Here is a 24,638-nt window from a genome sequence, read left to right as displayed (position 1 = left end):
TGTATTGTGATTACTCTGACCCTATTAGAAAAAAGCACAAAAACACCGCTCAAGCAGTGGTGCTTTGAGGGTTCTACCGTCATTCGCATTGGTCGGGCGGTAGATAATCACGTTGTTTTGGCTGATAATTTAGTTTCCCGCTATCATTTGGAACTGAAATTAGTTACTACCGCCAGGGGAGATGATTGGGAGGTAATTAGTCAAGGAACTAATGGCACTTTTCTCAATAGCTCTTTAGTAACCAAGTGTACCCTGACTGATAATTCTTTACTGCAATTGGCTCAGGGTGGTCCTTTACTCCAGGTACAAATTCAGCAACTATCCCCTGTCTTTACTCTGCCTTCACAGTCAGGTGGGGGGGAAATTAGTCAGGGGTTCACACTAGGATTTTCTGGTTCTAGTTGTACTCATGAAGGGAATTATCCGGGGAATGTCTTTTGTGTTCACTGTGGCCAACCAATTTTGGTGCAAAAAACTATTCGTGACTATCAGGTATTACGCACTCTGGGCAAGGGAGGAATGGGTACTACCTATTTAGCTTGGGATGCCGTAGGTGAAATTACTGGTGTACCACAACTGCTGGTACTCAAGCAAATGAATGCTGATATGGTGAAAATTCCCAAGGCTCAAGAATTATTTGAACGAGAAGCTAGTATTCTTAAATACCTTAATCAGCCAGGAATTCCCAAATATTATGATTTTTTTGTGGAAGATGGTAAAAAATACTTGGCTATGGAATTAATTCATGGACAAGATTTGGAAAAACGGATTTTATTAACTGGACCTGTAACACCTAAACAGGCGATCGCTTGGATGGTGCAAACTTGTGATATTCTAGATTATCTTCATCACCAAGAACCACCACTAATTCACCGGGATATTAAGCCGGCTAATTTAATGGTGCGGGGTGGTAATAATAGTATTGTTGTCTTAGATTTTGGTGCTGTTAAGGAAATTGGCACGAAACCAGGGACAAGAATTGGTGCTGAGGGTTATTGCGCTCCTGAACAGGAACGGGGACAACCTCTAACCCAATCTGATTTATATGCTATTGGTCCAACGCTAATTTTTTTATTAACTGGGGAAAATCCTTTAAAATTCTATCGTCAAAGAGGACGCAATTTTCGCTTTGATGTTAAAGCTATACCTACCATTACCAATCAATTAAGACAAGTAATTGAGTGTGTTACAGAACCTTTACCACGCGATCGCTATCATACTGCACAAGAGTTAGCTCAGGCATTAATATCAGTTAGCAACTAAAAAATTCTGGTTAGCTGTTAATTGTAGTTCGGGAAAAATACGTGAAACTACTTGATCGTTGTCTTTGAATTGGCTAATTTGATACTCATTACCAATTATAGAACAAACTGACATAGTCGGCTGTTTTGGTTCACCAACGAATTTAGAAGTACCAAAAGTGTCTGAGTATCTTAGGACACTGAATGCCAGATCGTTGTTGTGCTAAATCTATAATAGAATTATGGCGAAAGTTAACCCACCATTAAAACAAGGATCAAAGGCTATCATTGTCAAAGGTAGGCGTACTTGCGCCAAGTTGTACTAGATATAGCTGCTATAGTTTAGATATTTTAGTCGTCGTCCCAATTTTCTACCGCTAGTAAGTCGCTAATAGGATCTTGGGTGCTAAATCCAAAGTCTAGCAACTCTTGTTTCCAATGCTGCCATTCATCGCCGTAGAGTAAGGCAATTTTCCAAATCCTATCATTGGGTTTGATAATATTGGATTCTACGAGTGATTGCACGTTACGCTGCAATTTCACCATTGGGTGAATTACTTGCTGAATCATAACCTCGGTGTATTTCAGATTTTTGTGTGTAAATGCTTGATTAAAACAGCTTTCCGTTTGCAATTATTACCTGTGCGTAGAGCAATTATGGTTTGGCAAAGCGAGTTCTAACTTTTTCACTATACCATAAATAACAAGAGTAAGTTGCTTGGGAATGAGGTTTTGTACGGTAATTACCACCACTAGCCGCTATTTATGCTGAACAGTCGTGGCAATATTCAGGTTACAAGGTTTTTAGGCTTGCGATCGCCATGATAACGTAAGTGAAGAAGATTGGCACGAATTTTTCAATTTAAATTCAGGGATTAATATTTTGGATAAATGAGGATATTGTGTATTAGTATGTATTTTATGTATATAATTTTCCTGAATTGCACGTAGATAATCAATGGTTGACACATTATGCAATATAGTATCGTTATTACAACTTACAATCGTTTAAATTTACTAAAACGAGCAATTAACTCAGCGTTACAGCAAACCTTACCTTGTGAAGTTGTTATTGTTGATGATTGTTCTTCTGACGGTACAGAAGAGTATATTCAGAGCTTAGGGAATCAGGTTATCTACCATCGTCACCCCAGGAATATGGGTCATTCAGCCAGTGTTAATGCTGGTGTAGATATTGCTTCTGGAGACTGGATTAAACTCTTAGATGATGATGATTATCTCAGCAATGAATGTATGGAGACTATGGACAAGATTATTACCAATAATCCTGATATTGTGATTTGCTCTTGTCAAGCATTGCAAGTAGATATTAATAGTAATGTTATCGGCCAAGCTAAAATAGCAACTGGAAATATCCGTTATATTCCCCAAATAGATATTCATTATCTCATGTTGCTAGACTTATTACCATTTGGAACACCAACTCAAGTGGCATTCCAAAAAGATGCGTTCATGAAATCGGGAGGTTGGGATTCTGCCTTTGATTATAACTATGATGATATTATTTGTTGGATAAAAATAGCTGAATATGGTGATGCTATTTTACTGGATAAATATCTAGCTTACAGAATGGTTTGGCCAGGTTCAATTAACAAAAAAATATCATTTCAGGAACGATTAAACAAAAATATTCTCATTAAACAAAAAATTATGCCTTTAGTTTCTAGTAAATACACAAATATCTTACCTACCTTGAAGACAATTGAGGAATATTTAAGGCTGCACTGGGGTTTTATCAGTGCTAAAAATAAGAACTTCCCAGAAAGCTGGCAAATACTCAGCCAAGCCATATTTTCCCCTCCTGCTTGGCAGTTATTTCTAAAAATCAGGTTCTCTAGAAAATTCCATCATCTAAATGATAAAACTTAGTTTAATTACCAATATCTTCATGCCAAAGTTCCGGGTTAGTTTCAATAAAATCACTCATGATTTTTTCACATTCATCTAAATTTAAATCAACTACTTCCACGCCGTGAGATATCATAAAATCCTTAGCACCAGGAAAAGTTTTTGATTCTCCCACAATTACTTTTTTAATGCCAAATTGCACCACAGCACCAGCACACAGATAGCATGGCATTAATGTGGAGTAAAGTATTGTACCTCTATAGTTACCAATTCTCCCCGCATTACGAAGGCAATCAATTTCTGCATGGGTAACAGGATCATCATCCTGTACGCGCTTATTATGTCCTCTGCCGACAATTTTACCATCCTTAACCAGAACAGAACCAATAGGAATTCCCCCTTCTTGTCTACCTTGTTGAGCCTCACAAATTGCAGCATTCATAAATTCGTCCATTTATCAATACTCCTGATCTAAAAAAATAACTACTATGGATACTTCCCTGTGGAAAAACTGTGGAAAAGTATCTTAGCTTTTCACAAAGTGATGATACTCCATGAAACTGATAAATAATAAATTAAAGTTTTCCACAGCTTTTCCGCAAAAATTTGGATTTTTACCGCAATTTTAAATAAAAATTAATGATTTATTATATTTTTCTTAAAATTCGGACTCAATAGGACAGATTTTAATTTGATAAATTAGTTTCTTGGTTGTGGAAAACATCAAGGAAATTAATTCTATTTTTGCGAACGAGTAGCCATGTGGATGCGATCGCTCAATTGGTGTAAAGTTTGAATTAAACTCTGATCACTCTCTTGTAACTGGGTAATTTTCTCACAACTATACATCACTGTCGTATGATCTTTACCACCAAACTCCTCCCCTATTTTGGGTAAACTTAAGCTTGTAAGTTGTCGCATTAAATACATTGCTATTTGTCTAGCCCAACTAATTTCCCGACGACGGGAATTACTTTTTAAGTCTTCAATAGAAACATTTAAAGCATCTGCGACTATATTTAAGATTATCTCTGGAGTTGCGGCTATTTTCTTGGTAGGAGTTCCTAAAATCGGGGCCAGATTTTCTACAGTCATAGGTAAACCCCAAATAGAAATATAAGCCAAAGCCCGAATTAACGCCCCTTCCAACTCCCGAATATTAGAAGTACAATTAGAAGCAATATATTCAACTACTTCCCGTGGTAAACGAATATTTTCATATTCAGCTTTTTTCTGCAAAATTGCCATTCTTGTTTCTAAATCCGGGGTTTGAATATCTGCAATTAGCCCCATAGAAAACCGTGAACAAAGCCGTTCTTGCAAACTGGGAATTTGGTTAGGAGGACGATCTGAAGCAATGACAACTTGCTTACCTGCTTCATGTAAAGTATTAAACGTATGAAAAAATTCCTCTTGAGTATATTCCTTACCCTCAAGAAATTGAATATCGTCAACCAACAGCACATCAGCAGCCCGATAATGTTCTCGGAAAGTTTGCATACTATCCTGACGAATTGCGGTAATTAAATCATTTGTAAACTGCTCCGTAGACACATAAAATATCTTAGAATTAGGACAGATTTGCCAGCGATAATTACCAATAGCTTGCATTAAGTGAGTTTTTCCCAAACCCACACCACCACATAAAAATAACGGATTAAATTCCCTCCCCGGATATTCAGCTACAGCTAAAGAAGCAGCATGAGCCATGCGATTATTAGCACCGACAACGAACCGCGAAAAAACATATTTAGAATTTAAATCTGAGGTCTTTTGTTTATTTATGGGGGCATTTGCCAAAATATGATTTATTGGTAGTAATTTTCCTCCTCCTTCCTGTTTACCTAAATGAGAAACTTCCTCATCTTCAACTACAGTAATATAAATTTCTATTGGATAACCCACAATATCTTGGACTACATTAGCAATAGTATGGATGTAATATTTTTGCAGCCAATTGCGAGCAAAAGGATTAGGGGCATATATGACCAAGCAGTTGTTTTCTAACTGCTGTGCATAAGCTGTCTTAATCCAAGTTTTAAAGGTAGGAGGAGCTAACTCTAACTGTAAACGTTCTAATACATGATTCCACAAACCATCTATGGGAATTTCCATTCACACCACCTTCCTCCGTAATTCGTCATTCTTAATTCGTAATTACTTCTATGTCATCTATAATCAGCCTGATAAAAACCAGGTAGCCAATATCCTAACACCTACTAACGAATACACCAGCAATAATCACATCATGAAGATTAATAATCATAACCTAGCAGCTAACAATATTAATACTAGATTTTTACGGCAAAACTTGGGAAATAAAGGTAAAAAATGGATCGCAGTGTGTGGTGTGGCGGTTTTTATGCTGGGAGGTTGTACCAGTCTGAAAAAAACCACCTCAGAAATCGAACCTAGTAATGCTCAAACACAAAAAACTACTGCACCCACAACAGAAATTGCTCCTCCAGCAATCTTCTCTTCTTCTGGAGATCCTAACTTTGTTGTGAAAGTAGTACAAAAAGCGGGAGGTGCGGTTGTTCGCATTGATTCCACTAAAACCGTCACCACTCAAGTTCCCGGCGAATTTGCTGATCCCCTTTTTCGCGGCTTTTTTGGCAATAGAGTGCCATCACAACCAAGAGAAAGAGTAGTAAGAGGTAGCGGTTCTGGATTTATCATTAATTCATCTGGACAAATTTTGACCAATTCCCATGTTGTAGACGGCGCTGATTTAGTCACAGTCACTCTCAAAGATGGCCGGACTTTTAAGGGTAAGGTATTAGGTGAAGACGCGGTAACAGATGTTGCAGTAATTCAAATTGATGCGAACAACTTACCCACCCTAGCTTTAGGTAAATCTGATACGTTGCAACCAGGAGAAGCCGTTATTGCTATTGGTAATCCCTTGGGTTTAAATAATACTGTTACTTCCGGAATTATCAGTGCCACAGATCGTTCTAGTAGTGATATTGGTGCTAGTGATAAACGTGTTGATTATCTGCAAACAGATGCAGCAATTAATCCTGGTAATTCTGGTGGACCATTGCTGAATGCTCGTGGTGAAGTTATTGGCATGAATACAGCAATTATTCAAGGCGCTCAAGGTTTAGGATTTGCCATTCCTATTAATACTGCCCAAAAAATTGCCGAGGAACTAATTGCTAAAGGTAGAGTTGATCATCCCTATTTGGGAATACAAATGGTCACATTAACACCTGAAGTTAAAGAAAGAATAATTGCTAGATTTGGCGATAAAGTAAATTTATCTGCAAATCAAGGAATTCTCTTAGTTAGGATTGTGCCTAACTCACCGGCAGCCATTGCTGGACTACGTGCAGGAGATGTTATAAAGAGTATTAATAATCAACCAGTTTTGAAAGTTGATGAAGTCCAAAAACTAGTAGAAAATAGTAAGGTTGGCATTCCTTTACAAGTGCAAGTAGATCGTAATGGCACAGTTTCTCAATTTTTGGTTAAACCTGCACCTTTACCAGTAAATAGAGAAAATTGATATTTGGTTAGTTGTTAGTTGTTAGTTGTTAGTTATAAAAATGAATGAATTAGCACCGATTATTAAATTAGGTAATCCGATATTACGACAAAAAGCTGTTTGGGTTGAGAATGTTCAAGATGAAAAAATTCAACAACTCATTGATGAATTAATTATCTCAGTTGCTCAAGCCAATGGTGTGGGCATTGCTGCACCACAAATAGCAGCATCTCACCGTTTATTTATCGTTGCTTCCCGTCCTAATACCAGATATCCCCATGCCCCAGAAATGCAGCCAATAGCAATGATAAATCCCCAAATCATTGCCCATTCTGCGGAAATGGTTAAAGGTTGGGAAGGTTGTTTAAGTGTACCGGGAATTAGGGGTTTAGTTCCCAGATATCAAACTATTGAAGTTGAATATACAGACCGCAATAGCAATTTACAAAAACAAGAATTAACTGATTTTATCGCCCGAATATTTCAACATGAATATGATCATCTAGAAGGATTAGTATTTTTAGATCGTGTAGAAAATAATCACGATTTAATTAGTGAGGAAGAATATCAAAAATCGGTGATTGGTAATGGGTAATTTTCTTATTCTTTCTGCTGAGTTCTTCTGAATTTTGGGCGGGGAAACCCCGCCCCTACTTCTATCAAAATCCTAATTTTTCTAAGACGGGTGTTGTAGACACAATATGTCTTTCTAAACCGAGTTCTTGGGGACTGACACCTAAAGCTAAAGCAATTAACTGGGGTAAGTGTAAGATTGGTAAACCTAACTTTTGTCCAATTACTTTTTCTACTTCTGGTTGACGAGAATCTAAATTCAAATGACACAAAGGACATGGTGTCACAATACAATCAGCGCCATTAGCTAAGGCTTCTTGGATATGATTTCCAGCCATTTGGAAAGATTCGGTAGTCGCGTAGCTGGATAAAGGCCAACCACAGCATTGAGTTCTGCCACGATAATATACAGGTGTCGCTCCTACAGCCCGAAATACATTTTCCATAGCTTCGGGTTGAAAAGGATCATCATAGGGCATGGATTTTTGAGCGCGAAGCAGATAACAGCCATAAAAAGCTGCACATTTTAATCCACTTAATTTCTTGGTGACACGCTGAGTAATTTCCTCTAAACCATAATCTGTGACTAAAGCATAAAGAAGATGTTTGACTTCTGTACTCCCCCGATAAGGAGAACAGCCTTCTTTTTCTAATAAACCATTAACTTTGTGGAGATAATCGGGATTGGTGGACTGGCATTCTTTTAAACGTTCATCAACATGACCAATTACACCCTGGCAAGTGCTGCAATGGGTGAGTAAAGGGAGATTTAATGATTCTGCTAACGCGATATTTCTGGCATTAACGGTATCTTCTAGTAGTTGGGAATCTTCTTTAAATGTCCCTGAACCACAGCAAGAGGCTTTTTTCAGTTCTACCAGTTCAATACCCAAGGCTTGGGTGAGAGATTGGGTTGATAGATACAGTTCCCGACAAGCCCCTTGAGCTACACAACCTGGATAATAAGCGTATTTTAACGTTTTAGATAGCATAAAAGTATAGTTGGTTTATTGTTTAGAGGTGATGAGGATTTATTAATTGGGTGGTTACTGGGGTTATTAAAGTCTATATCTCTTATTTCCAGGATCTCCTTCATCTTTAATCCTCAGTTTTAATGATAGAACCTATACTCAGGTTCACCCTTTCCGATAAGATGTATATGCCCAAAAAAAACTTTGTTCATTTAGAGCAATATTAGCAACTTGTTAAGGACTTTTATTTATGAGCCAAACAGATATTTTTGAAAAAGTCAAAGCCATTATCGTTGAGCAACTTAGTGTAGACGACAAGGATAAGGTTACACCACAAGCCAATTTTGTTGATGATTTAGGGGCTGATTCCCTAGATACAGTGGAGTTAGTCATGGCTTTAGAAGAAGAATTTAATATCGAAATTCCTGATGAAGCGGCTGAAAAAATTACAACTGTTCAAGCCGTAGTGGATTATATCAATAGTCACGTTGCTGCATCCGCATAGACGAAATTTAATTCAGTATTGACGGGTTTAAATAAATACTTTAAGGGTATACAGATTAACTGAATAAACCCGTCCGTACATGAGTGCTGAGTGTCTAAACTGTAGGTTTGACTTCAAAAAAAGCCCCAAAAGTCCATAATATTGAGCAAACAGTATAGTCTTAACTAAGAATACTTAACTCGGAACTCAGCCCTCTTAATTGTTTCCCCTGCTGCTTTTTCGCCATATTTAATGCAATCATGACAGACTATAAACGTAACCGCGTTGTTGTAACAGGTGTGGGCGCGATTACACCCATTGGTAACACACCAGATGAATATTGGGAAGGATTATTAAGCGGACGCAATGGGATTGACTATATCACCGCCTTTGATGCTTCTAAACATAGTTGCCGCATTGCGGGTGAAGTCAAAAACTTTGATCCACACACTTACTTAGATCGCAAAGAAGCCAAGCGGATGGATCGGTTTGCCCAATTGGGTGTATCAGCAGCTAAACAAGCTGTTGCTGATTCAGGTTTAGTAATTGATGATCTCAACGCTGAACAAGTTGGTGTAATTATCGGTTCGGGAATTGGTGGAATTAAGGTTTTAGAAGACCAACAAACCATTTACTTAGATCCTAGTAAAGGTCCTAGTCGTTGTAGTCCCTTCATGATTCCCATGATGATCGCCAATATGGCAGCAGGATTAACAGCAATTCATACTGGGGCAAAAGGTCCGAATTCCTGCTCTGTAACAGCTTGTGCTGCGGGTTCTAATTCTATCGGCGATGCTTTTCGGCAGATTCAAGGCGGATATGCTAAAGCGATGATTTGTGGTGGCTGTGAAGCGGCAGTTACACCTTTGTCAGTGGCAGGTTTTGCGGCTGCTCGCGCCCTGTCCACCCGCAATGATGATCCAGCCCATGCTTGTCGTCCTTTTGATCGTGATCGTGATGGCTTTGTTATGGGTGAAGGAGCAGGAATTTTAATTCTCGAAGAATTAGAACACGCCCTTAATCGTGGCGCAAGGATTTATGGGGAAATTGTTGGTTATGGGATGACCTGTGATGCTTATCACATGACTTCGCCTGTTCCCGGTGGTTTAGGTGCAGCGAGGGCGATTGAATTAGCTTTAAAAGATGCGTCATTGACACCGGAAATGGTTAGTTACATCAATGCTCATGGAACTAGCACATCAGCCAATGACGTAAATGAAACCGCTGCGATCAAAAAAGCTTTGGGAGATCATGCGTATAAAGTAGCCATCAGTTCTACTAAATCCATGACAGGACACCTGTTAGGCGGTTCTGGTGGGATTGAAGCTGTAGCGACAATTTTAGCGATCGCTCATGATAAAATTCCCCCTACCATCAACATTGAAAATCTTGATCCAGAATGTGATTTAGATTATGTCCCCCATACCAGCCGCGCTCAAGTAGTTGAGGTAGCCCTATCTAATTCCTTTGGCTTTGGTGGTCATAATGTTACCCTGGCTTTCAAGAAATTTACTCCCTAATGACTTGCAAATAAAAAATATCCTATCGCTGTTAGAGCAGGGGAAGCAGGGAGCAGGGAGCAGAGGAAGAAATTTCTTTCTTCTTTCTTCTTATTCTGACTCCTGACTCCTGACTCCTGCCGTAATTTTGCTACTGGTGAGCTTTCCAAGAAGTGAACCTGTGGCAAGTATGATAGAGATCATTCCTAACTGAACCGTTAGTTTAGGATAACCAAATTATCGGCTGTATTCATCACCAAAAACTCAGAAGATCCCCCTTGTCTATTGACAATTAGGAATGGGATGATGAGGGAAGTGGGATCACTTGATCATGAACCCAGCAAGAAAAAGCTAAAAAGAGTCCTAACCCGTCGTTAACAATAAGAAATTATGGCTGTTGCAACCCAATCCGTCCAAGAACTTTGTATTAATTCGATCCGCTTTTTGGCTGTAGATGCCATAGAAAAATCCAAATCAGGACACCCTGGACTACCGATGGGCGCGGCTCCAATGGCTTTTGTCCTTTGGGATAGCTTCATGCGCTATAACCCCAAAAATCCTCAGTGGTTCAACCGCGATCGCTTTGTTTTATCTGCTGGTCATGGTTCAATGTTGCAGTATGCCCTACTGTACTTGACCGGCTACGATAGCGTTACCATAGACGACATCAAGCAATTTCGTCAATGGGGTGCTAAGACCCCAGGCCACCCCGAAAACTTTGTTACACCGGGTGTAGAAGTCACAACTGGTCCTTTGGGTCAAGGAATTGCCAATGCAGTTGGTTTAGCAGTAGCCGAAGCACACCTAGCTGCTAAGTTTAACAAGCCTGATGCCACAATTGTTGACCACTACACCTATGTAATTCTTGGTGATGGTTGCAACATGGAAGGTATTTCCGGTGAAGCTGCTTCTATTGCAGGACACTGGGGATTAGGTAAACTCATTGCTCTTTATGACGACAACCACATCTCTATTGATGGTTCTACAGATGTAGCTTTCACTGAAGATGTTTCCAAACGCTTTGAAGCTTACGGTTGGCACGTTCTCCACGTTAAAGACGGTAACACCGATTTAGCCGGAATTGCCCAAGCTATTGAAGCCGCAAAAGCTGTCACCGATAAACCCACCATGATTAAGGTGACAACCACCATTGGTTATGGTTCTCCCAACAAACAAGATACCGCTGGTATTCACGGTGCGGCTTTGGGTCCAGACGAAACCATCGCTACCCGCAAAAATTTGGGTTGGGAATATGATGCTTTTGTAGTTCCTGAAGCTGCTCTTAATCATGCTCGTAAAGCGGTAGAACGCGGTGCTGGTTACGAATCCGCATGGAACACAGTTTATGCTGGTTACAAAGCTAAATACCCCCAAGAAGCGGCGGAATTTGATCGTTTCATTAGCGGTAAATTACCAGAAGGTTGGGATCAAGTATTACCTACCTACACAACCGAAGATAAAGCATTACCCACCCGCAAACACTCAGAAAACTGCCTCAACAAACTAGGGGCTGTTTTACCTGAGTTAATTGGTGGTTCTGCTGACTTAACCCACTCCAACCTCACCGAACTCAAAGGTGCTGGGGACTTCCAAAAAGGACATTTCGCTAACCGCAACATTCACTTCGGTGTACGTGAACACGCCATGGGTGCAATCTGTAACGGTATGGCGTTGCATAACTCAGGTTTGATTCCTTACGGTGCAACTTTCCTAATCTTCACAGATTATATGCGGGCTGCTATTCGTTTGGCTGCTCTTTCCGAAGCTGGTTCAATTTGGGTCATGACTCACGACTCCATTGGCCAAGGTGAAGATGGTCCTACACACCAACCCATTGAAACCCTTGCTTCTTTACGAGCTATTCCTGATTTAACCGTAATTCGTCCCGCTGATGGCAATGAAACCTCTGGTGGTTACAAAGTCGCAATTGAGAAGTCTAAAGCAAACGCTTCTACTTTATTGGCGTTCACTCGTCAAAACGTTCCTAACTTAGCAGGTACATCCATTGCAGGTGTCGCTAAGGGTGGATATACAATTGTTGATTCTCAAGGTACACCAGATATTATCTTGATTGGTACTGGTTCAGAAGTCAGCCTCTGCGTTAGTGCTGCGGAAAAATTAACGGCTGAAGGTAAGAAAGTTCGTGTTGTTTCTATGCCTTCTTCTACCTTGTTTGATACACAAGATGCAGCTTACAAAGAATCTGTTCTACCAAAAGCTGTTACTAAGCGTCTATCTGTAGAGGCTGCTAGTAGCTTCGGTTGGCACAAATATACTGGCTCAGAAGGTGACACTGTAAGTATTGATACTTTTGGTGCTTCTGCTCCTGGTGGTATTTGTTTGGAGAAGTTTGGCTTTACTGTTGATAATGTTTTAGCTAAAGCTAAGGCTTTGTTAGGTTAATTATTGCAGAATATTCTGTGATTTTTATTTTGTTGGGTGGGCTGCAAAGCTCACCTTTTTTTGTTCTACCCTAATGAATGCTAATCTTTCTTGTCTTTCCCCTTGCTTTAGCAAACCCGATTTAATAGGAAATTAAGTATTGAAAAATTTTATGATGATGTATTAGATGGACTTTGACAACAATATTCTTTTGTTGCAGCAGCGTTATCTATTTGGTTTCTGAGCGTATCCATCATTTCTATTACTATTCTATGCAATTCATCGTAATCTTTTTCATCTATATCCAGATAATTACCATGAGCTATAATATTCCTTTTCCCTAACAATTTTTCATCTATTAATACTTCCTTTGATTTATAGAATGAATAATCTAAACCAATCATACATATTATTTCTTTAAAAACTGATGATGATAAATTAGACGTAGCTATTCTAAATTCATATTTTATCACACTGCGCTCATTTAATTTAGTCATAAAAAATTCTGCAACTTCATTATATATAGTTGCTTTTTCTGTTTCCTTAGCTTCATCTAATCTATCTTTCATTGCTAAGGCTATAAAATTATTTGCTAGTTGATTATAAGGTAGTTTTTGCATAGCAACAAATTCTAAGTAGCTATTAGCTGCTTCTTTCACAAATCCTTCCCAGTGAGCATAAAGCATAGTGATTCCACTGCGAAGTAATGCTTTTCGTTTTCCTGATGCAAAAGATTTTGAATCAATTAAACTTTTCAATGCTGAAAGCTCTATTTTTCGCCATGCAAGTTCTTTGTCTAGCTTATCACTAAGCTCTTCTACGGTACGTATTTTCATGGCTGAAATAGTTTATGACCAAGGGGGATTAATCTTGTGATTCTTCGCTGTGTATTTGCATTTGACCACCCTTGACTCGACACAATTGGATTTTCAGGGTCTATCCAAAATTGCTTAACTTTTTCTCTTACATTTATAGATGAATTAGATAAAATTTTGTAGTTGTAACCAATACCTAACGCAATAAATTCATAAGCTGATACTAAAAATCCTCCTAAAAACTTGTCTTTCGTGGGAGAATATCTACGAAAACTATCAATACCCATTTGTTCATTTAAAATTTCAAATGTCTTATTAAATGCCATTTCTGCTTCTGAATAATCAAAATATGGATTTTCTGAAAGTTCAATCATTTTATCTGTTAAAAATTCATTGAAATTAGTGCTTATATTTTTTATTTCATCTGCTTCCAAATTCCTAAAAACTAAAAATTTTAATAATAGTTCCATATCATATTGTTCTGCAATTGATTTTTCACTTAGTCCTACACAATCTTTAAAAATTTCACTTTGACTTAATTTTTTCATCCAATGAAACATTTTCTGATTATTCATTACAAGAATGCAATTTCTTACCTCCTGTACAGTAGCTATTGATCCTCCAGTGTTTAATCTTTGAAATAACTCATATTTTGCATTATCATCGCTTTCTTCAAGAATAATAGTCACATCAATTTTAGCTCTTTTTATTAAAAGACGCTGATTTTGTGTTAGAGAGTTTTGAGGATTATCATTATCTTCCCACTTTTTACCTGCTAGATTTGGCAAATATTTAGTACCTTCAAGAATTAATGGTGCAACACAGTTATTATGTTCATCTTTTAATTTTCCAATCAATTCATAGATCGTAGATAATCTGTTAAGACCATCTACAATATCCCAAGCTCCATCTTCACGTTGAGCCACAAAAATTGGTGGAATAGGTATACCCAGCAAAATAGATTCTATTAACCTTGTTTTTTGGCTAGAAGTCCAGCGAAAAAAGCTTTGAAACTCAGGATGTAAATTAATTGATTCATCTTCATATAGACTGATCCATTCCCCAATAGACATTGAATAGTGATCAGATCGGATCTCTGGTCTCATTTTGTCAATTTCTTCCTGAAGTCCCATGTTATTACTCCAATTTTAAAAAAGGTAAAATCTAGAAAGCCAGCTTTTACAAGCTGTAAATGTTTAATCTTGTCAGGGTTTTACAATTAGGTTTTAGTTGATTTTAACTCAGTAAAATCCAACTTTTAACGAGGGGTGATACCGGCTTTTCTCATTCCAACCTCCTTGAATTATAAGTCATGAACAGAATATTATATTACTGCAATTATCAATTACATAATCAGTTTCATTTACGAACATAAAAACGCATTTACAGACCATAGCAAAAGATAGCCTGACAGATAATTACCAAATTGTAAAGGCTGGAGATACCATAGCGATCGCATCACCCCAAGTCCGCAATAAAATTTTCAAGCATAATAAACCCACTGTACAACCATGCAAACCGACTGGAAAACCGTCAAAACCTACGAAGAAATCATCTATCAAAAAACCGACGGTATCGCCAAAATCACCATTAACCATCTTACGGGAAAACCCCTAGAGAATCAGATCCCCGACTTCTCAGTCGGGGATCTAAATACCTGAAATTAACCGAAATGTTTGATGATTGCGTCAGCAAATTCAGAACACTTTAAAGGTTTTACAGGTGGTTCCATTAACCGCGCTAAGTCATAGGTAACTTGGCCATTTGCTATGGCTGCACCTAATCCTTTTTTAACTAAATCTGCGGCTTCTTGCCAACCCATATATTCCAGCATCATCACACCGGAAAGAATCACCGAACCGGGGTTAATTCTGTCTAAACCGGCGTGTTTTGGTGCTGTCCCATGAGTAGCTTCAAAAATGGCGCAGGAATCGCCAATATTTGCCCCTGGACCCATGCCTAAACCGCCGACGATAGCAGCAGCAGCATCAGATAAATAATCGCCGTTGAGGTTCATTGTCGCCAGAATAGAATACTCATCTGGGCGAGTTTGGATTTGTTGAAAGATACTATCAGCAATGCGATCATTGACCATGATTTTCTCTTTCCATTGGCCGTTTCCGTGGCTTTCCCAAATTGTATTCAGAACTGTTTCTACTTCTTTAACAATTTGCGCTTTTTTCTCTGGAGTCAAAGAATCAAAACCAGGATCAATTTCATGGGCATTTTCTTCCAAGGAGATATTGGGGTTTTTCTCCTTATTACCCAAAATCCAAGATTCCCGTTCTGTCACAGTTTCTTGACGGAATTCCGTTGTGGCTAATTCATAACCCCAATCCCGGAAAGCGCCTTCGGTGTACTTCATGATATTGCCTTTATGCACCAAGGTGACTTGTTGCTTATTTTTGGGCAATACCAACGCCTGTTTGATAGCGCGACGCACAAGCCGCTGAGAACCGGTTTTGCTGATGGGTTTGATGCCGATACCAGCATCTAAAGGAATTTGCTTTTTACCGTGTTCTGGGGTAGCGGGTATCAATTCCTCGTTTAAGAATTTTATCAGGCGATCGCCGATTTCACTACCTTGCTTCCACTCAATGCCCAAATAAATATCTTCCGTATTTTCCCGATAAACAATGACATCGAGTTTTTCAGGAGTTTTGTGGGGAGAAGGAGTCCCAGCGTAATAACGACAAGGACGCACGCAGGTATAAAGATCAAAGATTTGGCGTAATGCCACATTTAAAGACCGAATCCCGCCACCAACGGGAGTAGTCAAAGGACCCTTAATAGCTATGCCATATTCTTTAATAGCCGTCAATGTATCCTGGGGTAAATACTGATATGTGCCGTATAGCTCACAGGCTTCATCACCAGCATAAACCCTAAACCAGCTAATTTTCCTTTTACCTTTGTATGCTTTAGCGATCGCCGCATCAAGCACCTTTTCCGTCGCTGGCCAAATATCTATCCCCGTACCGTCACCGCGAATAAAAGGGATAATGGGATTTTCAGGAACAACCGGTTCACCATTTTTGAAGGTAATTTTCGCGCCGGTGGTAGGAGGAGTAATCTTTTCGTACATAATTTACAAATTCCAAATAGAAGAATTTCACCAAGTAGGGGCGGGGTTTCCCCGTCCGTACAGGAGTTAGGAGTCATAATTTCTGCAACTCCTGGATTCTGTAACTCCTTACCTGATAAAGTATTGTGGGCTAGGATTTCGCTAAAGCCGCCGTGAGTCATTTTTTCAGATCCACACTCAGGGGCTTTCTAAATTTACCCAAGATTCCTGTAAACTACTTTTCGCTATTCGTCTTTCATTTTGTAGAATAACCGATAGTAATAGATAGTTTATTCACGCTCACGCTAACACGAGTAATGGCATGACAGACCCAATGATTGTATCAGGCACTACAAATGATCTCGACTCCCTCCGCCAAAAGTTAATCGCTGGGTCCGAAAAAGTCCAACAACAAATCATCCCGCAGTTAGCTGACTTGGGTAATGATGGGTTAGATGTGTTAAAGGAATTTTTGCTGAAACGTCGTGACAACCCAGCAACTTGGATTGATGGCAAAGTCTACCAAGTCATTTACAATACCGATGCACCAACAAGTCAGGAATTTCTCCAAACTAACTTTCCTGAAGGAATTGTACCTCTAAAATCGGACTGTGGGATCAGTTACAATTCTTTGCAAAAGCTACTTGCAGATCAAGATTTTCAAGCTGCGGATCTCTTGACAATTCAGAAGATGTGTGAAGCGGCAGGTCCCCAAGCAGTAAAAAGAAAATGGCTGTACTTTACAGAAGTAGAAAATTTCCCAATTCAGGACTTACGCACCATTAATCAACTCTGGGTAGTCCACTCAGAAGGTAAATTTGGCTTTTCCGTACAGCGCGAAATTTGGTTAGGTTTAAGTAAAAATTGGGTCAACTTGTGGCCGAAAATTGACTGGAAGAATGGTAATAACTGGACAAGATACCCTAACGGGTTCACCTGGGATTTAAGCGCCCCTAGAGGTCATCTACCCCTCTCTAATCAATTGCGTGGGGTGCGGGTGATGTCTTCTTTATTGTGTCATCCTGCTTGGAGTTAGGGGACTAGGGGCTGGGGGCTAGGGACTAGGGACTGATAAGAATTTTTACCTATTATGAAAAATGGCAAAAGTCCTGCTCGAAAATATTAAGCGTAAATTCAACAATGTCACCGCTATTGAGGATATTAGCTTTGAAATTCCCGATGGTGAGTTTTGGGTTTTAGTTGGGCCTTCTGGTTGCGGTAAATCCACAATTTTGCGAACTATTGCTGGTTTAGAAACTGCCACATCTGGTAATTTATATATAGGCGATCGCTTAGTTAATGATATCCCAGCCAGACAACGGGATATAGCGATGGTATTTCAAAACTACGCCTTATATCCACACATGACGGTAGCGGAAAACATCGCCTTTGGCTTACAAATGCGAAAAGTTGATCCCAGCACTATTAAACAACGAGTATTAACTGTAGCAACATCCCTCGCACTAGATCATCTTTTAGATCGTAAACCCAAACAGTTATCTGGGGGACAACAACAACGTGTAGCATTAGGAAGAGCAATAGCCCGTCAAGCCCAATTATTTTTACTTGACGAACCTTTATCTAATTTAGATGCTCAATTACGAGATAATACTAGAGCAGAATTAAAACAGTTACATCAAGAATTGGGAATCACGACAATTTACGTCACCCATGATCAAGTTGAAGCCATGACTTTAGCTGATAAAATTGTTGTTCTCAATCAAGGAAAAATTCAACAAATTGGTGATCCTCAAACTATTTATGCTTTACCTGCTAATGAAATGGTAGCAAGTTTCTTAGGTAATCCACCCATGAATATTCTGCATAGTATTTACAAAGGTGATACTTTTGATATTAGTGGACAGAGATTAGCAATTCCTGCCAATTTTTCACAGAAATTAAAGTTAATTTCTGGAGAAAATTATCATTTAGGAATTCGTCCTGAACATATCAATATTGCCGAAAATTCGGGAGGATTAACTGTAGAGGTTAAGGTTGTAGAACCGCTGGGAAGAGAAACTCTAATTCGGGTGAATTTACCTGGTTCTTCAAGTTTTATCAATGTGCAAATTGGGGGAAATGTGCGATTACATCCAGGAGAAAACTTGAATTTACAATTAGACTTAAATCAATTATTTGTATTTAACTCTAATAGTGGTGAAAGAATTTTTCCCTTGTCATAAAACTTAATTACCAGATACAGCTTTAAATCCTGTAGCGTTCAAGATTTCAGTAGAATTTTTTCTCACTATTAAAGTAGCAGCAGAATTGCCATCTTCAGTAATAGGTTGTTCTAAAATATAGATATAATCTCCATTTTTCCAACCTGTCAGACATTTACCATCTCGACAGGAGACTTTACCACCTGTCAAATTAACACATTTACCATTAGTATCACATCCTTTATAACTGACATTTCCTGTACCATTAACCCCATTCCAAGAGTTAGTATTACTGAGATTAATAGTCCATTCACCATTACTTAAAGTTTGGGAATTACTACTTTTAGAATTACCGCTTGGTGATTTTTTTTCTGTATCTTCACTCACAACCTCCATTTTCGTGATAATAGATTCTTTGCGAGTTTTCCCACAAGGTTCAGCACTTTGACAATCACTAACTGATTCTATTTGATAAACAGCGCGGACTTTTTTATTTAAAAATTTCCCTTCCTCCGCGCAAATTTCAAAACTCGCACCAACATTGTGTTCAATTCCCTTCTTATCTACTAAAGTAACGTAACACATTAAATCACCATTCACTAACTCCTTAACTATTCCTACTTTTGGTTGTTTACTGGCATTTTTCCGAGTGTTTTTATTGTCATCTAGATTTTTACGAACAAGTTTTTGATTCTTTCCTTTATTATTTTCATTTTCCTGAGTTTCTGATTCTGGAGAAGACTCTTCTTGATCCTCTTTTTCCTTTACCGCGACTGGAGAAGTTTCCGGTTGACTTTGTTCTCTAGTATTACTCGAATCTTCCTTAACGATATCCTTTGGTGTGCTACCGCAACTTATTAGAGATATACAGCTAAGAATTAGAGAAATTGTGGGAATTAATTTTTTCATGGAGAAATTACAATAGTTGAGAATATACCTATATTTTAACATAAACCTCATTACATCAGAATTCAGGAGTCAGGAGTCAGGAGTAAAACTGGCTTGGTGTATGGCTTTAAATTTAGATTCTGTACCTCATTGATATGCAATCTGCTGTATATTCACATATCAGAATTATTTCTAGATAAAACCTGAATTAATTGATAATCCTGAAAACTACCAATAACCCGATAATGGATTGGTAAACCAACAGAACTTTGTTGATAAATCCAAGCATAACTAAAAACAGGTAACTGAGAAACTGAATCCACACTTTTACCATATTGAGGAGTATAAAAGTCAATTAACAGAGATTCTTTATCATTAAACCCTGTTCCTTTGACAAAATTAATAGGATGATTCTGTAAAATTTCTGTAATTGATTTTTGTTGATAAAATACTCTAAATTTTGGGTTAAAATCACCTAATAAACCTAAACCACCTGCTGTAGCTACAGATAACCAACAGCTAATTAATAACCCACCTAGCCAATAACCAGAAGTAAGAAACTTGTGGTGATAATGAAAATTACCTATCCAAATTAATGGCACAATCAAGCTACCAAAACCAGAAAATATGATTAAAGTTGCATATTTGTGAATATCTACCTCACCCCAAACTAAAATACCTATTCCTGCTAAAACTAAAATTATGCCTAATATCCCCCAAGCATAACTAATATTTCTGGGTAAATAGACAATTTGACGCGATAAAGATTGATCTGCAAATCCTTTTTGATAAATTTTTCCTAACCAATCTAAACCCACCGCAGCTAAAAAAGCGATAAATGGATAAATGCAAAGACTATAATGAGATAAACGCGTAGAAAATAGACTCAATTCAGCAAATAAGATAATGGGAAACCCGATTAATATTAATGGATAGTTAGAAGTTGAACGACGAATTACTAATCCTAAACCTAATAAACTGAAAAAGAACCAAGGGAAAGATTTTAAAGGTAGATTCCACAGATAAAATAGAATGCCATTTTGATGTTGTTCATGACTACCTAGTTCAATCACAAATCCCAATAAAGCCCCAATACTATCGCTACCATAACGCAACCAACTAAAATAAAGCCAGATTAAGCTAGGAATTAAACCAACTAAAAACCCTAAATACAACATAGGGTTAGTTAAATGACGATGACGGCGATGATCTATAATTAAATAAGGTAATAATGCCATCATTGGTAAAAAAATCATCAAGCTTCTCATCAAAAATCCTAAGCCAAAACTTAACCCCACTATGAAACCATAAAAATGGCGTTTTTGAGGATTAATGTCAGATTTTAGTAAAGAGAAAATTGCGATAAATACTAATAATATAGTTGGTAAATCTGGGGTGGCTAAACGACAATATTGTACCCAGAGAAATTGTACACTTAAAATAATAATCGCCAGAAATGCTAATCTTTGAGATAGGAGAATTTTTCCAACTTTATAAATAACAAATATACTCAAAATACCAGCAATCATTGTAGGCATTCTGGCCGTAGTATCACTAACACCAAATAGCTGATAAAAAATAGCAATTAACCAATAAAAACCAGGGGTTTTATGATGAGCATTGCCCCAAGGAGATACCCAGTCACCAGTTTCAAATATTTTTCTGGCTCTCAAAGCATAAAGTGTTTCATCATGAGCCATGAGACTGGTTTCCCCAGAAGTAAATAGCAATAAAGGGAGTAGCCAAATCAATAATTTGCAATAGGGATATTGCCAAAATAGTCGAATTAATTGTAAAATAGTGATAATTACAGGTGATTTAAAAAACATTTATGAATACTAACTCATCAATGAAAAAACTAGCCAAAATCATCCAATCTACCAAATAAGACGTTTATGCTACTTCAACCAAATCAACGTATTAAGTTAGATGACTCAGATGATCAATTATTTTACAATTACCCCCGCTTTGTTACTCATGTAGATGAAGGCTTTATTCAACAGTTAACTGATTTATATCGTCAGCGACTGCAACCAGATATGCGTATTTTTGATATGATGAGTAGCTGGGTGTCGCATCTACCCAAGGATATAGATTTTGCTCATGTGGAAGGACATGGACTCAACGCCGAGGAATTAGCCCGAAACCCTCAATTAAATCATTATTTTGTCCAAAATATCAACACAAATCCCCAGTTACCTTTCCCAGATCAAAACTTTGATGCTGTTATTAACTGTGTTTCTGTGCAATATATCCAATACCCAGAGGCCATATTTTCAGAAATACACCGGATTCTGAAACCTGGTGGCATAGCAATTATCAGTTTTTCCAACCGGATGTTTTTCCAAAAAGCCATTCAAGCTTGGCGAGATGGTTCGGAAGCTTTTAGAGTAGAATTGGTCAAGGGTTATTTTACCTCAGTACCGGGATTCACAACTCCAGAAGTCATTTGCTCAAAGTCAACAGCCCCAAATTTCTTCCAATGGCTGGGAGTACCAGGAGGAGATCCCTTGTATGCAGTCATAGCCCATCGTCTGACCTAGTATTGTCATCCAAAAATACCAAAACATTTGTGATTATCAATACCTCCAATCATTATTTAAAAGTAAATTTTCTAGTTTGTTCGTGACAAAATAGTTGATAATTGCGTCACAAGCTCAAGTATCAAGGAGAAGCCAAAAATGGTGAAAAATCGTGGATCGAGAGTTTTAGCTGCTTTATTACTATCAGTTGTCATCCTAACTACAGCCTGTTCTACAAAAGCACCTAGTCGTTTTGATCAGGTACAACAGGAAAGTACCAAGCAAAAAAGTGGCCAGGCTGTAGTTAAAAATGCGACTCAGGGTAGTAAATTAAATCAATTTTTCCCCAGTGACGGAGACGGCTATAGTCGAGTCTATACTCAAGAGAAAAAAGGCTTTTCAGAAGCAAACTTGAAAAAAGCTGGCAAAGTAGTTGCTCAATTGGCTATTTCTGATACTAGTAGCACACCAGCAACAGCATCAAAATTTGCCAACAGCACGGAGAAAATAGGCGGTTATCCCTCAGTAAAACTTGGTAAAACTCAAACTTCGGTTTTGGTGAATAAGTACCAAGTGAAGGTTATTTCTAAAGATCCATTATTCACAGCCAGCGATCGCGCAGCATGGATAGAGAAGTTTAATCTTGATGGTTTAGCAAAGTTGAAATAGGTAGCTAACCCATATTTCTAGTTATCTAGTTTAGGCTAGTACCGCAGGGCGGAATTAAAAATTAATAATTAAAAATTAAAAAAGCAGATTACATAGGCTTTATAGGAATTTTTAATGGTTGGTTGATTTACGCCGTTGTGTACTAGTAATTAGTAATTGATAATTGGGAAAAGTTTTACCTATTTGCTAACTAGTAACTGACGTTAATACAAAACATAGATAAGGAGACTTTTGTGAATAAACCAATTCAGCAGTTAGTTGATGAACTTCCTAGCAGTAACTTGACTGTTTCCATGTTGAACGCTTTAGATTTTGTTGCTCCTGGTGAATGGCAAAATACTGTTGGTTTCGTGAATACCATTAAAACCGTTACTGGTGAAGATGACGAAGACTTAATTCAACAAATTGGCGAACGAGCCATTTACCTATTTAACGACAAATCTCAAGGCTATCAAACCGCCCTCTGGCTGTATCAAACTGTTGATGGTACAGATAAAGTTTTAGGTGCAGCCGCTTTAGCTAACAAAATTGGGGAAACAATTCCCCTGTTCGGTTTTTTAAACTCTCTGACTCCCAAACCTGACAAAGCTCAAACTATTGATCTCACCTTAAAAATAGTTGCTGAATTAGTCGCCTTTTGTCAAATTAATGGCATTCCTGGGGACAGCATTGGTGATTTTGTTGGTGCTTTAGGTGAGTATGGTGGCGAATCACTGATCCGCATGGTGGCTTTAATTTGTGTTGATGGTTTAATTCCTCTCGGACCTGATTTTATTGATAAATCGTTATCAATGATGAGTCAAATGAACCCCCAAGAGTTACAACAAAACCCAACTTTTAGAACCATCCAAGATACAATTCCTGGTAATGGTGTTGGTGGTAAAATTGACTTTATTGGCGAAAGTTTAGATGGAGTTAAAGGCTGGATGAATGGTATTGTTACAGCTAATGCTTTAACAGCCCAATCAGTCTTAGGACATTGCAAAGGCTTTCTCGACTTTGCTGATGATAAGTTGGACTATGTAGCCGCATTCTTAGATGTGTCTACAAATTACTATGAACACACAGGAACGCAGACTTTAGCAAAACGCTTAATTGAACGGGCAATAGCTGAAATCTAGCAATTAATTATTAATTGTGTAAAAACAACTTAGGGGCAGGATCAACCCGCCCCTAATCACTGAATAAATTGTACTTCATGGTATTGCTATTTAAGTAATCTGTTTTACTTAAAAGGAAATCCTGTCAGGATTTCCTGTGTTAGCCGACATGACTAAAATTTATCTTTTGAAGCGAGAACGTTGTTGACGACGTTGCTTGTGTCTAGCGATGGCTTTACGCTTTTCTTTTTCTAAAGGTGTCTCAAAGTGACGCTTTTTCCGCATATCTTGGAAAATTCCCGCCTTGGAAACTTCCCGCTTAAATCTTCGCAGTGCTGATTCAATACCTTCATTTTCGCCCAAAACCACTTGTGTCATTCGTATTCCTCCGTATTTTGAATCAATATTTGAGAACTAGAGCAAAAATAAAACATTCCAGCAGCATTTCACCTGGGGCTGTATCTGCTGGATACTCTAGATGTTAATTTTTTTAAACAGACTTAATAACGGTTGCGATCTTCACCGCCACCGCGATTGCCCCAACTGCTACCACCACCGCGCGAAGAACCAGAACCTCTGTCTTCCTTGGGTTTAGCTTTGTTTACGCGCAGATCACGACCCATCCATTCAGCACCATCAAGTGCTTCAATGGCTTTGGTTTCGTCCGCTTCTGATTCCATTTCCACAAAGGCAAACCCCCGTGGACGACCAGTTTCCCGGTCTGTAGGTAGCTGCACACGACCCACTGTTCCGTACTCTGCAAAAGCCTGTTTCAGGTCTGCTTCTGTTACCTGATAGGACAAATTACCAACGTAAATCGACATAGAAGAGGGTCTCCCAAATCAGAGAGTGTAGAGAGTTAGATTCGGAGGGACGTATTTAAAAAAATCTTAAAACGACTTACTCAAC

23 protein-coding genes and 1 pseudogene are annotated in these 24,638 nt (G+C 38.3%); 13 read left to right on the top strand and 11 right to left on the bottom strand.

The window, feature by feature from the left end:
- Positions 1-6 precede the first annotated feature (6 nt).
- Complete coding sequence (locus FJR11_RS14070) at positions 7-1,263, top strand: FHA domain-containing serine/threonine-protein kinase (RefSeq protein ID WP_168504676.1); 1,257 nt, start codon at positions 7-9, stop codon at positions 1,261-1,263.
- A 329-nt stretch (positions 1,264-1,592) separates the two neighbouring features.
- On the opposite strand, the gene FJR11_RS14065 is transcribed toward FJR11_RS14070, so the two are convergent.
- Positions 1,593-1,811, bottom strand: coding sequence for a DUF4327 family protein (locus FJR11_RS14065; protein WP_168504674.1), 219 nt, complete (start codon positions 1,809-1,811; stop codon positions 1,593-1,595).
- A gap of 402 nt (positions 1,812-2,213) precedes the next feature.
- On the opposite strand from FJR11_RS14065, the gene FJR11_RS14060 reads away from it, so the two are divergent.
- Positions 2,214-3,131: a glycosyltransferase family 2 protein gene (locus FJR11_RS14060; protein WP_168504672.1), complete on the top strand. Its 918-nt coding sequence runs from the start codon at positions 2,214-2,216 to the stop codon at positions 3,129-3,131.
- A 1-nt stretch (position 3,132) separates the two neighbouring features.
- Here the strand turns inward: FJR11_RS14060 and FJR11_RS14055 are convergent, their stop codons facing one another.
- Both FJR11_RS14055 and dnaA read right to left on the bottom strand, forming a co-directional pair.
- Entirely contained in the window at positions 3,133-3,564 is a 432-nt protein-coding gene (locus FJR11_RS14055) for a nucleoside deaminase (protein WP_168504670.1), read from the bottom strand.
- A 284-nt stretch (positions 3,565-3,848) separates the two neighbouring features.
- Positions 3,849-5,225 carry a chromosomal replication initiator protein DnaA gene (gene dnaA / locus FJR11_RS14050; protein WP_168504668.1) on the bottom strand — a complete coding sequence of 459 codons (1,377 nt, stop codon included), beginning with the start codon at positions 5,223-5,225 and terminating at the stop codon, positions 3,849-3,851.
- 133 nt (positions 5,226-5,358) lie between these two features.
- Between dnaA and FJR11_RS14045 the strand changes: the two genes are divergently transcribed.
- Entirely contained in the window at positions 5,359-6,621 is a 1,263-nt protein-coding gene (locus tag FJR11_RS14045) for an HhoA/HhoB/HtrA family serine endopeptidase (RefSeq protein WP_168505561.1), read from the top strand.
- A gap of 40 nt (positions 6,622-6,661) precedes the next feature.
- Positions 6,662-7,195, top strand: coding sequence for a peptide deformylase (def, locus tag FJR11_RS14040; protein ID WP_168504666.1), 534 nt, complete (start codon positions 6,662-6,664; stop codon positions 7,193-7,195).
- A gap of 64 nt (positions 7,196-7,259) precedes the next feature.
- Here def and FJR11_RS14035 read toward each other — a convergent pair whose 3' ends face one another.
- Positions 7,260-8,165, bottom strand: coding sequence for a CoB--CoM heterodisulfide reductase iron-sulfur subunit B family protein (locus FJR11_RS14035; RefSeq protein ID WP_168504664.1), 906 nt, complete (start codon positions 8,163-8,165; stop codon positions 7,260-7,262).
- 229 nt (positions 8,166-8,394) lie between these two features.
- Here FJR11_RS14035 and acpP point away from each other — a divergent pair, with 229 nt between their 5' ends.
- The 3 genes from acpP (at position 8,395) to tkt (ending at position 12,530) form a co-directional block, all read left to right on the top strand.
- Positions 8,395-8,649, top strand: a complete 255-nt coding sequence (acpP, locus tag FJR11_RS14030; protein WP_168504662.1) for an acyl carrier protein — start codon at positions 8,395-8,397, stop codon at positions 8,647-8,649.
- Positions 8,650-8,888: 239 nt separating this feature from the next.
- Entirely contained in the window at positions 8,889-10,148 is a 1,260-nt protein-coding gene (fabF, locus tag FJR11_RS14025; RefSeq protein WP_168504660.1) for a beta-ketoacyl-ACP synthase II, read from the top strand.
- Positions 10,149-10,517: 369 nt separating this feature from the next.
- On the top strand, positions 10,518-12,530 hold the full coding sequence (gene tkt, locus FJR11_RS14020; RefSeq protein WP_168504658.1) for a transketolase: 2,013 nt from the start codon (positions 10,518-10,520) through the stop codon (positions 12,528-12,530).
- Between the two features lie 149 nt (positions 12,531-12,679).
- Here the strand turns inward: tkt and FJR11_RS14015 are convergent, their stop codons facing one another.
- A complete protein-coding gene (locus FJR11_RS14015; protein WP_168504656.1) occupies positions 12,680-13,345 on the bottom strand; it encodes an MAE_28990/MAE_18760 family HEPN-like nuclease in 666 nt (221 codons plus the stop codon).
- Complete coding sequence (locus tag FJR11_RS14010; protein WP_168504654.1) at positions 13,342-14,457, bottom strand: DUF262 domain-containing protein; 1,116 nt, start codon at positions 14,455-14,457, stop codon at positions 13,342-13,344. Before FJR11_RS14010 ends, FJR11_RS14015 begins: the two co-directional genes overlap by 4 nt.
- 378 nt (positions 14,458-14,835) lie before the next feature.
- Here FJR11_RS14010 and FJR11_RS14005 point away from each other — a divergent pair.
- Positions 14,836-14,919: pseudogene (locus tag FJR11_RS14005) on the top strand (1,4-dihydroxy-2-naphthoyl-CoA synthase); the annotation flags it as partial.
- A 68-nt stretch (positions 14,920-14,987) separates the two neighbouring features.
- On the opposite strand, the gene FJR11_RS14000 reads toward FJR11_RS14005, so the two are convergent.
- Positions 14,988-16,409, bottom strand: coding sequence for an NADP-dependent isocitrate dehydrogenase (locus FJR11_RS14000; RefSeq protein WP_168504652.1), 1,422 nt, complete (start codon positions 16,407-16,409; stop codon positions 14,988-14,990).
- A gap of 301 nt (positions 16,410-16,710) precedes the next feature.
- On the opposite strand from FJR11_RS14000, the gene FJR11_RS13995 reads away from it, so the two are divergent.
- A complete protein-coding gene (locus FJR11_RS13995; protein WP_168504650.1) occupies positions 16,711-17,424 on the top strand; it encodes a GUN4 domain-containing protein in 714 nt (237 codons plus the stop codon).
- 61 nt (positions 17,425-17,485) lie between these two features.
- Positions 17,486-18,571, top strand: a complete 1,086-nt coding sequence (locus FJR11_RS13990) for an ABC transporter ATP-binding protein (protein WP_168504648.1) — start codon at positions 17,486-17,488, stop codon at positions 18,569-18,571.
- 3 nt (positions 18,572-18,574) lie between these two features.
- Here the strand turns inward: FJR11_RS13990 and FJR11_RS13985 are convergent, their stop codons facing one another.
- Positions 18,575-19,459, bottom strand: a complete 885-nt coding sequence (locus tag FJR11_RS13985) for a hypothetical protein (RefSeq protein WP_168504646.1) — start codon at positions 19,457-19,459, stop codon at positions 18,575-18,577.
- Positions 19,460-19,611: 152 nt separating this feature from the next.
- The gene (locus FJR11_RS13980; protein WP_168504644.1) at positions 19,612-21,267 is read right to left on the bottom strand and encodes a glycosyltransferase family 39 protein; all 1,656 of its coding nucleotides are present in this window, start codon (positions 21,265-21,267) and stop codon (positions 19,612-19,614) included.
- Positions 21,268-21,333: 66 nt separating this feature from the next.
- Here FJR11_RS13980 and FJR11_RS13975 point away from each other — a divergent pair, with 66 nt between their 5' ends.
- The 3 genes from FJR11_RS13975 to FJR11_RS13965 all read left to right on the top strand — a co-directional run bounded on the left by FJR11_RS13975 (position 21,334) and on the right by FJR11_RS13965 (position 23,750).
- Positions 21,334-21,981: a class I SAM-dependent methyltransferase gene (locus FJR11_RS13975; protein WP_168504642.1), complete on the top strand. Its 648-nt coding sequence runs from the start codon at positions 21,334-21,336 to the stop codon at positions 21,979-21,981.
- 138 nt (positions 21,982-22,119) lie between these two features.
- The gene (locus tag FJR11_RS13970) at positions 22,120-22,629 is read left to right on the top strand and encodes a hypothetical protein (RefSeq protein ID WP_168504640.1); all 510 of its coding nucleotides are present in this window, start codon (positions 22,120-22,122) and stop codon (positions 22,627-22,629) included.
- A gap of 233 nt (positions 22,630-22,862) precedes the next feature.
- Positions 22,863-23,750, top strand: coding sequence for a hypothetical protein (locus FJR11_RS13965; protein WP_168504638.1), 888 nt, complete (start codon positions 22,863-22,865; stop codon positions 23,748-23,750).
- Between the two features lie 159 nt (positions 23,751-23,909).
- Here FJR11_RS13965 and rpsU read toward each other — a convergent pair whose 3' ends face one another.
- Positions 23,910-24,107 carry a 30S ribosomal protein S21 gene (gene rpsU, locus FJR11_RS13960; protein ID WP_015078697.1) on the bottom strand — a complete coding sequence of 66 codons (198 nt, stop codon included), beginning with the start codon at positions 24,105-24,107 and terminating at the stop codon, positions 23,910-23,912.
- Between the two features lie 122 nt (positions 24,108-24,229).
- Positions 24,230-24,553, bottom strand: coding sequence for an RNA-binding protein (locus tag FJR11_RS13955; RefSeq protein WP_168504636.1), 324 nt, complete (start codon positions 24,551-24,553; stop codon positions 24,230-24,232).
- Between the last annotated feature and the right edge of the window lie 85 nt (positions 24,554-24,638).

Source organism: Anabaena sp. UHCC 0187, assembly GCF_009712035.1.
In the GTDB taxonomy this organism is placed as follows: domain Bacteria; phylum Cyanobacteriota; class Cyanobacteriia; order Cyanobacteriales; family Nostocaceae; genus Dolichospermum.
Note: the sequence above shows the minus strand (reverse complement) of the source record. Positions and strands in the feature narration are given on the sequence as shown.

Coding starts and splice junctions, on each gene's coding strand:
- FJR11_RS14065 (WP_168504674.1), bottom strand. CDS start 1,811: ATGATTCAGCAAGTAATTCACCCAATGGTGAAATTGCAGCGTAACGTG.
- FJR11_RS14060 (WP_168504672.1), top strand. CDS start 2,214: ATGCAATATAGTATCGTTATTACAACTTACAATCGTTTAAATTTACTA.
- FJR11_RS14055 (WP_168504670.1), bottom strand. CDS start 3,564: ATGGACGAATTTATGAATGCTGCAATTTGTGAGGCTCAACAAGGTAGA.
- dnaA (WP_168504668.1), bottom strand. CDS start 5,225: ATGGAAATTCCCATAGATGGTTTGTGGAATCATGTATTAGAACGTTTA.
- FJR11_RS14045 (WP_168505561.1), top strand. CDS start 5,359: ATGAAGATTAATAATCATAACCTAGCAGCTAACAATATTAATACTAGA.
- def (WP_168504666.1), top strand. CDS start 6,662: ATGAATGAATTAGCACCGATTATTAAATTAGGTAATCCGATATTACGA.
- FJR11_RS14035 (WP_168504664.1), bottom strand. CDS start 8,165: ATGCTATCTAAAACGTTAAAATACGCTTATTATCCAGGTTGTGTAGCT.
- acpP (WP_168504662.1), top strand. CDS start 8,395: ATGAGCCAAACAGATATTTTTGAAAAAGTCAAAGCCATTATCGTTGAG.
- fabF (WP_168504660.1), top strand. CDS start 8,889: ATGACAGACTATAAACGTAACCGCGTTGTTGTAACAGGTGTGGGCGCG.
- tkt (WP_168504658.1), top strand. CDS start 10,518: ATGGCTGTTGCAACCCAATCCGTCCAAGAACTTTGTATTAATTCGATC.
- FJR11_RS14015 (WP_168504656.1), bottom strand. CDS start 13,345: ATGAAAATACGTACCGTAGAAGAGCTTAGTGATAAGCTAGACAAAGAA.
- FJR11_RS14010 (WP_168504654.1), bottom strand. CDS start 14,457: ATGGGACTTCAGGAAGAAATTGACAAAATGAGACCAGAGATCCGATCT.
- FJR11_RS14000 (WP_168504652.1), bottom strand. CDS start 16,409: ATGTACGAAAAGATTACTCCTCCTACCACCGGCGCGAAAATTACCTTC.
- FJR11_RS13995 (WP_168504650.1), top strand. CDS start 16,711: ATGACAGACCCAATGATTGTATCAGGCACTACAAATGATCTCGACTCC.
- FJR11_RS13990 (WP_168504648.1), top strand. CDS start 17,486: ATGGCAAAAGTCCTGCTCGAAAATATTAAGCGTAAATTCAACAATGTC.
- FJR11_RS13985 (WP_168504646.1), bottom strand. CDS start 19,459: ATGAAAAAATTAATTCCCACAATTTCTCTAATTCTTAGCTGTATATCT.
- FJR11_RS13980 (WP_168504644.1), bottom strand. CDS start 21,267: ATGTTTTTTAAATCACCTGTAATTATCACTATTTTACAATTAATTCGA.
- FJR11_RS13975 (WP_168504642.1), top strand. CDS start 21,334: ATGCTACTTCAACCAAATCAACGTATTAAGTTAGATGACTCAGATGAT.
- FJR11_RS13970 (WP_168504640.1), top strand. CDS start 22,120: ATGGTGAAAAATCGTGGATCGAGAGTTTTAGCTGCTTTATTACTATCA.
- rpsU (WP_015078697.1), bottom strand. CDS start 24,107: ATGACACAAGTGGTTTTGGGCGAAAATGAAGGTATTGAATCAGCACTG.
- FJR11_RS13955 (WP_168504636.1), bottom strand. CDS start 24,553: ATGTCGATTTACGTTGGTAATTTGTCCTATCAGGTAACAGAAGCAGAC.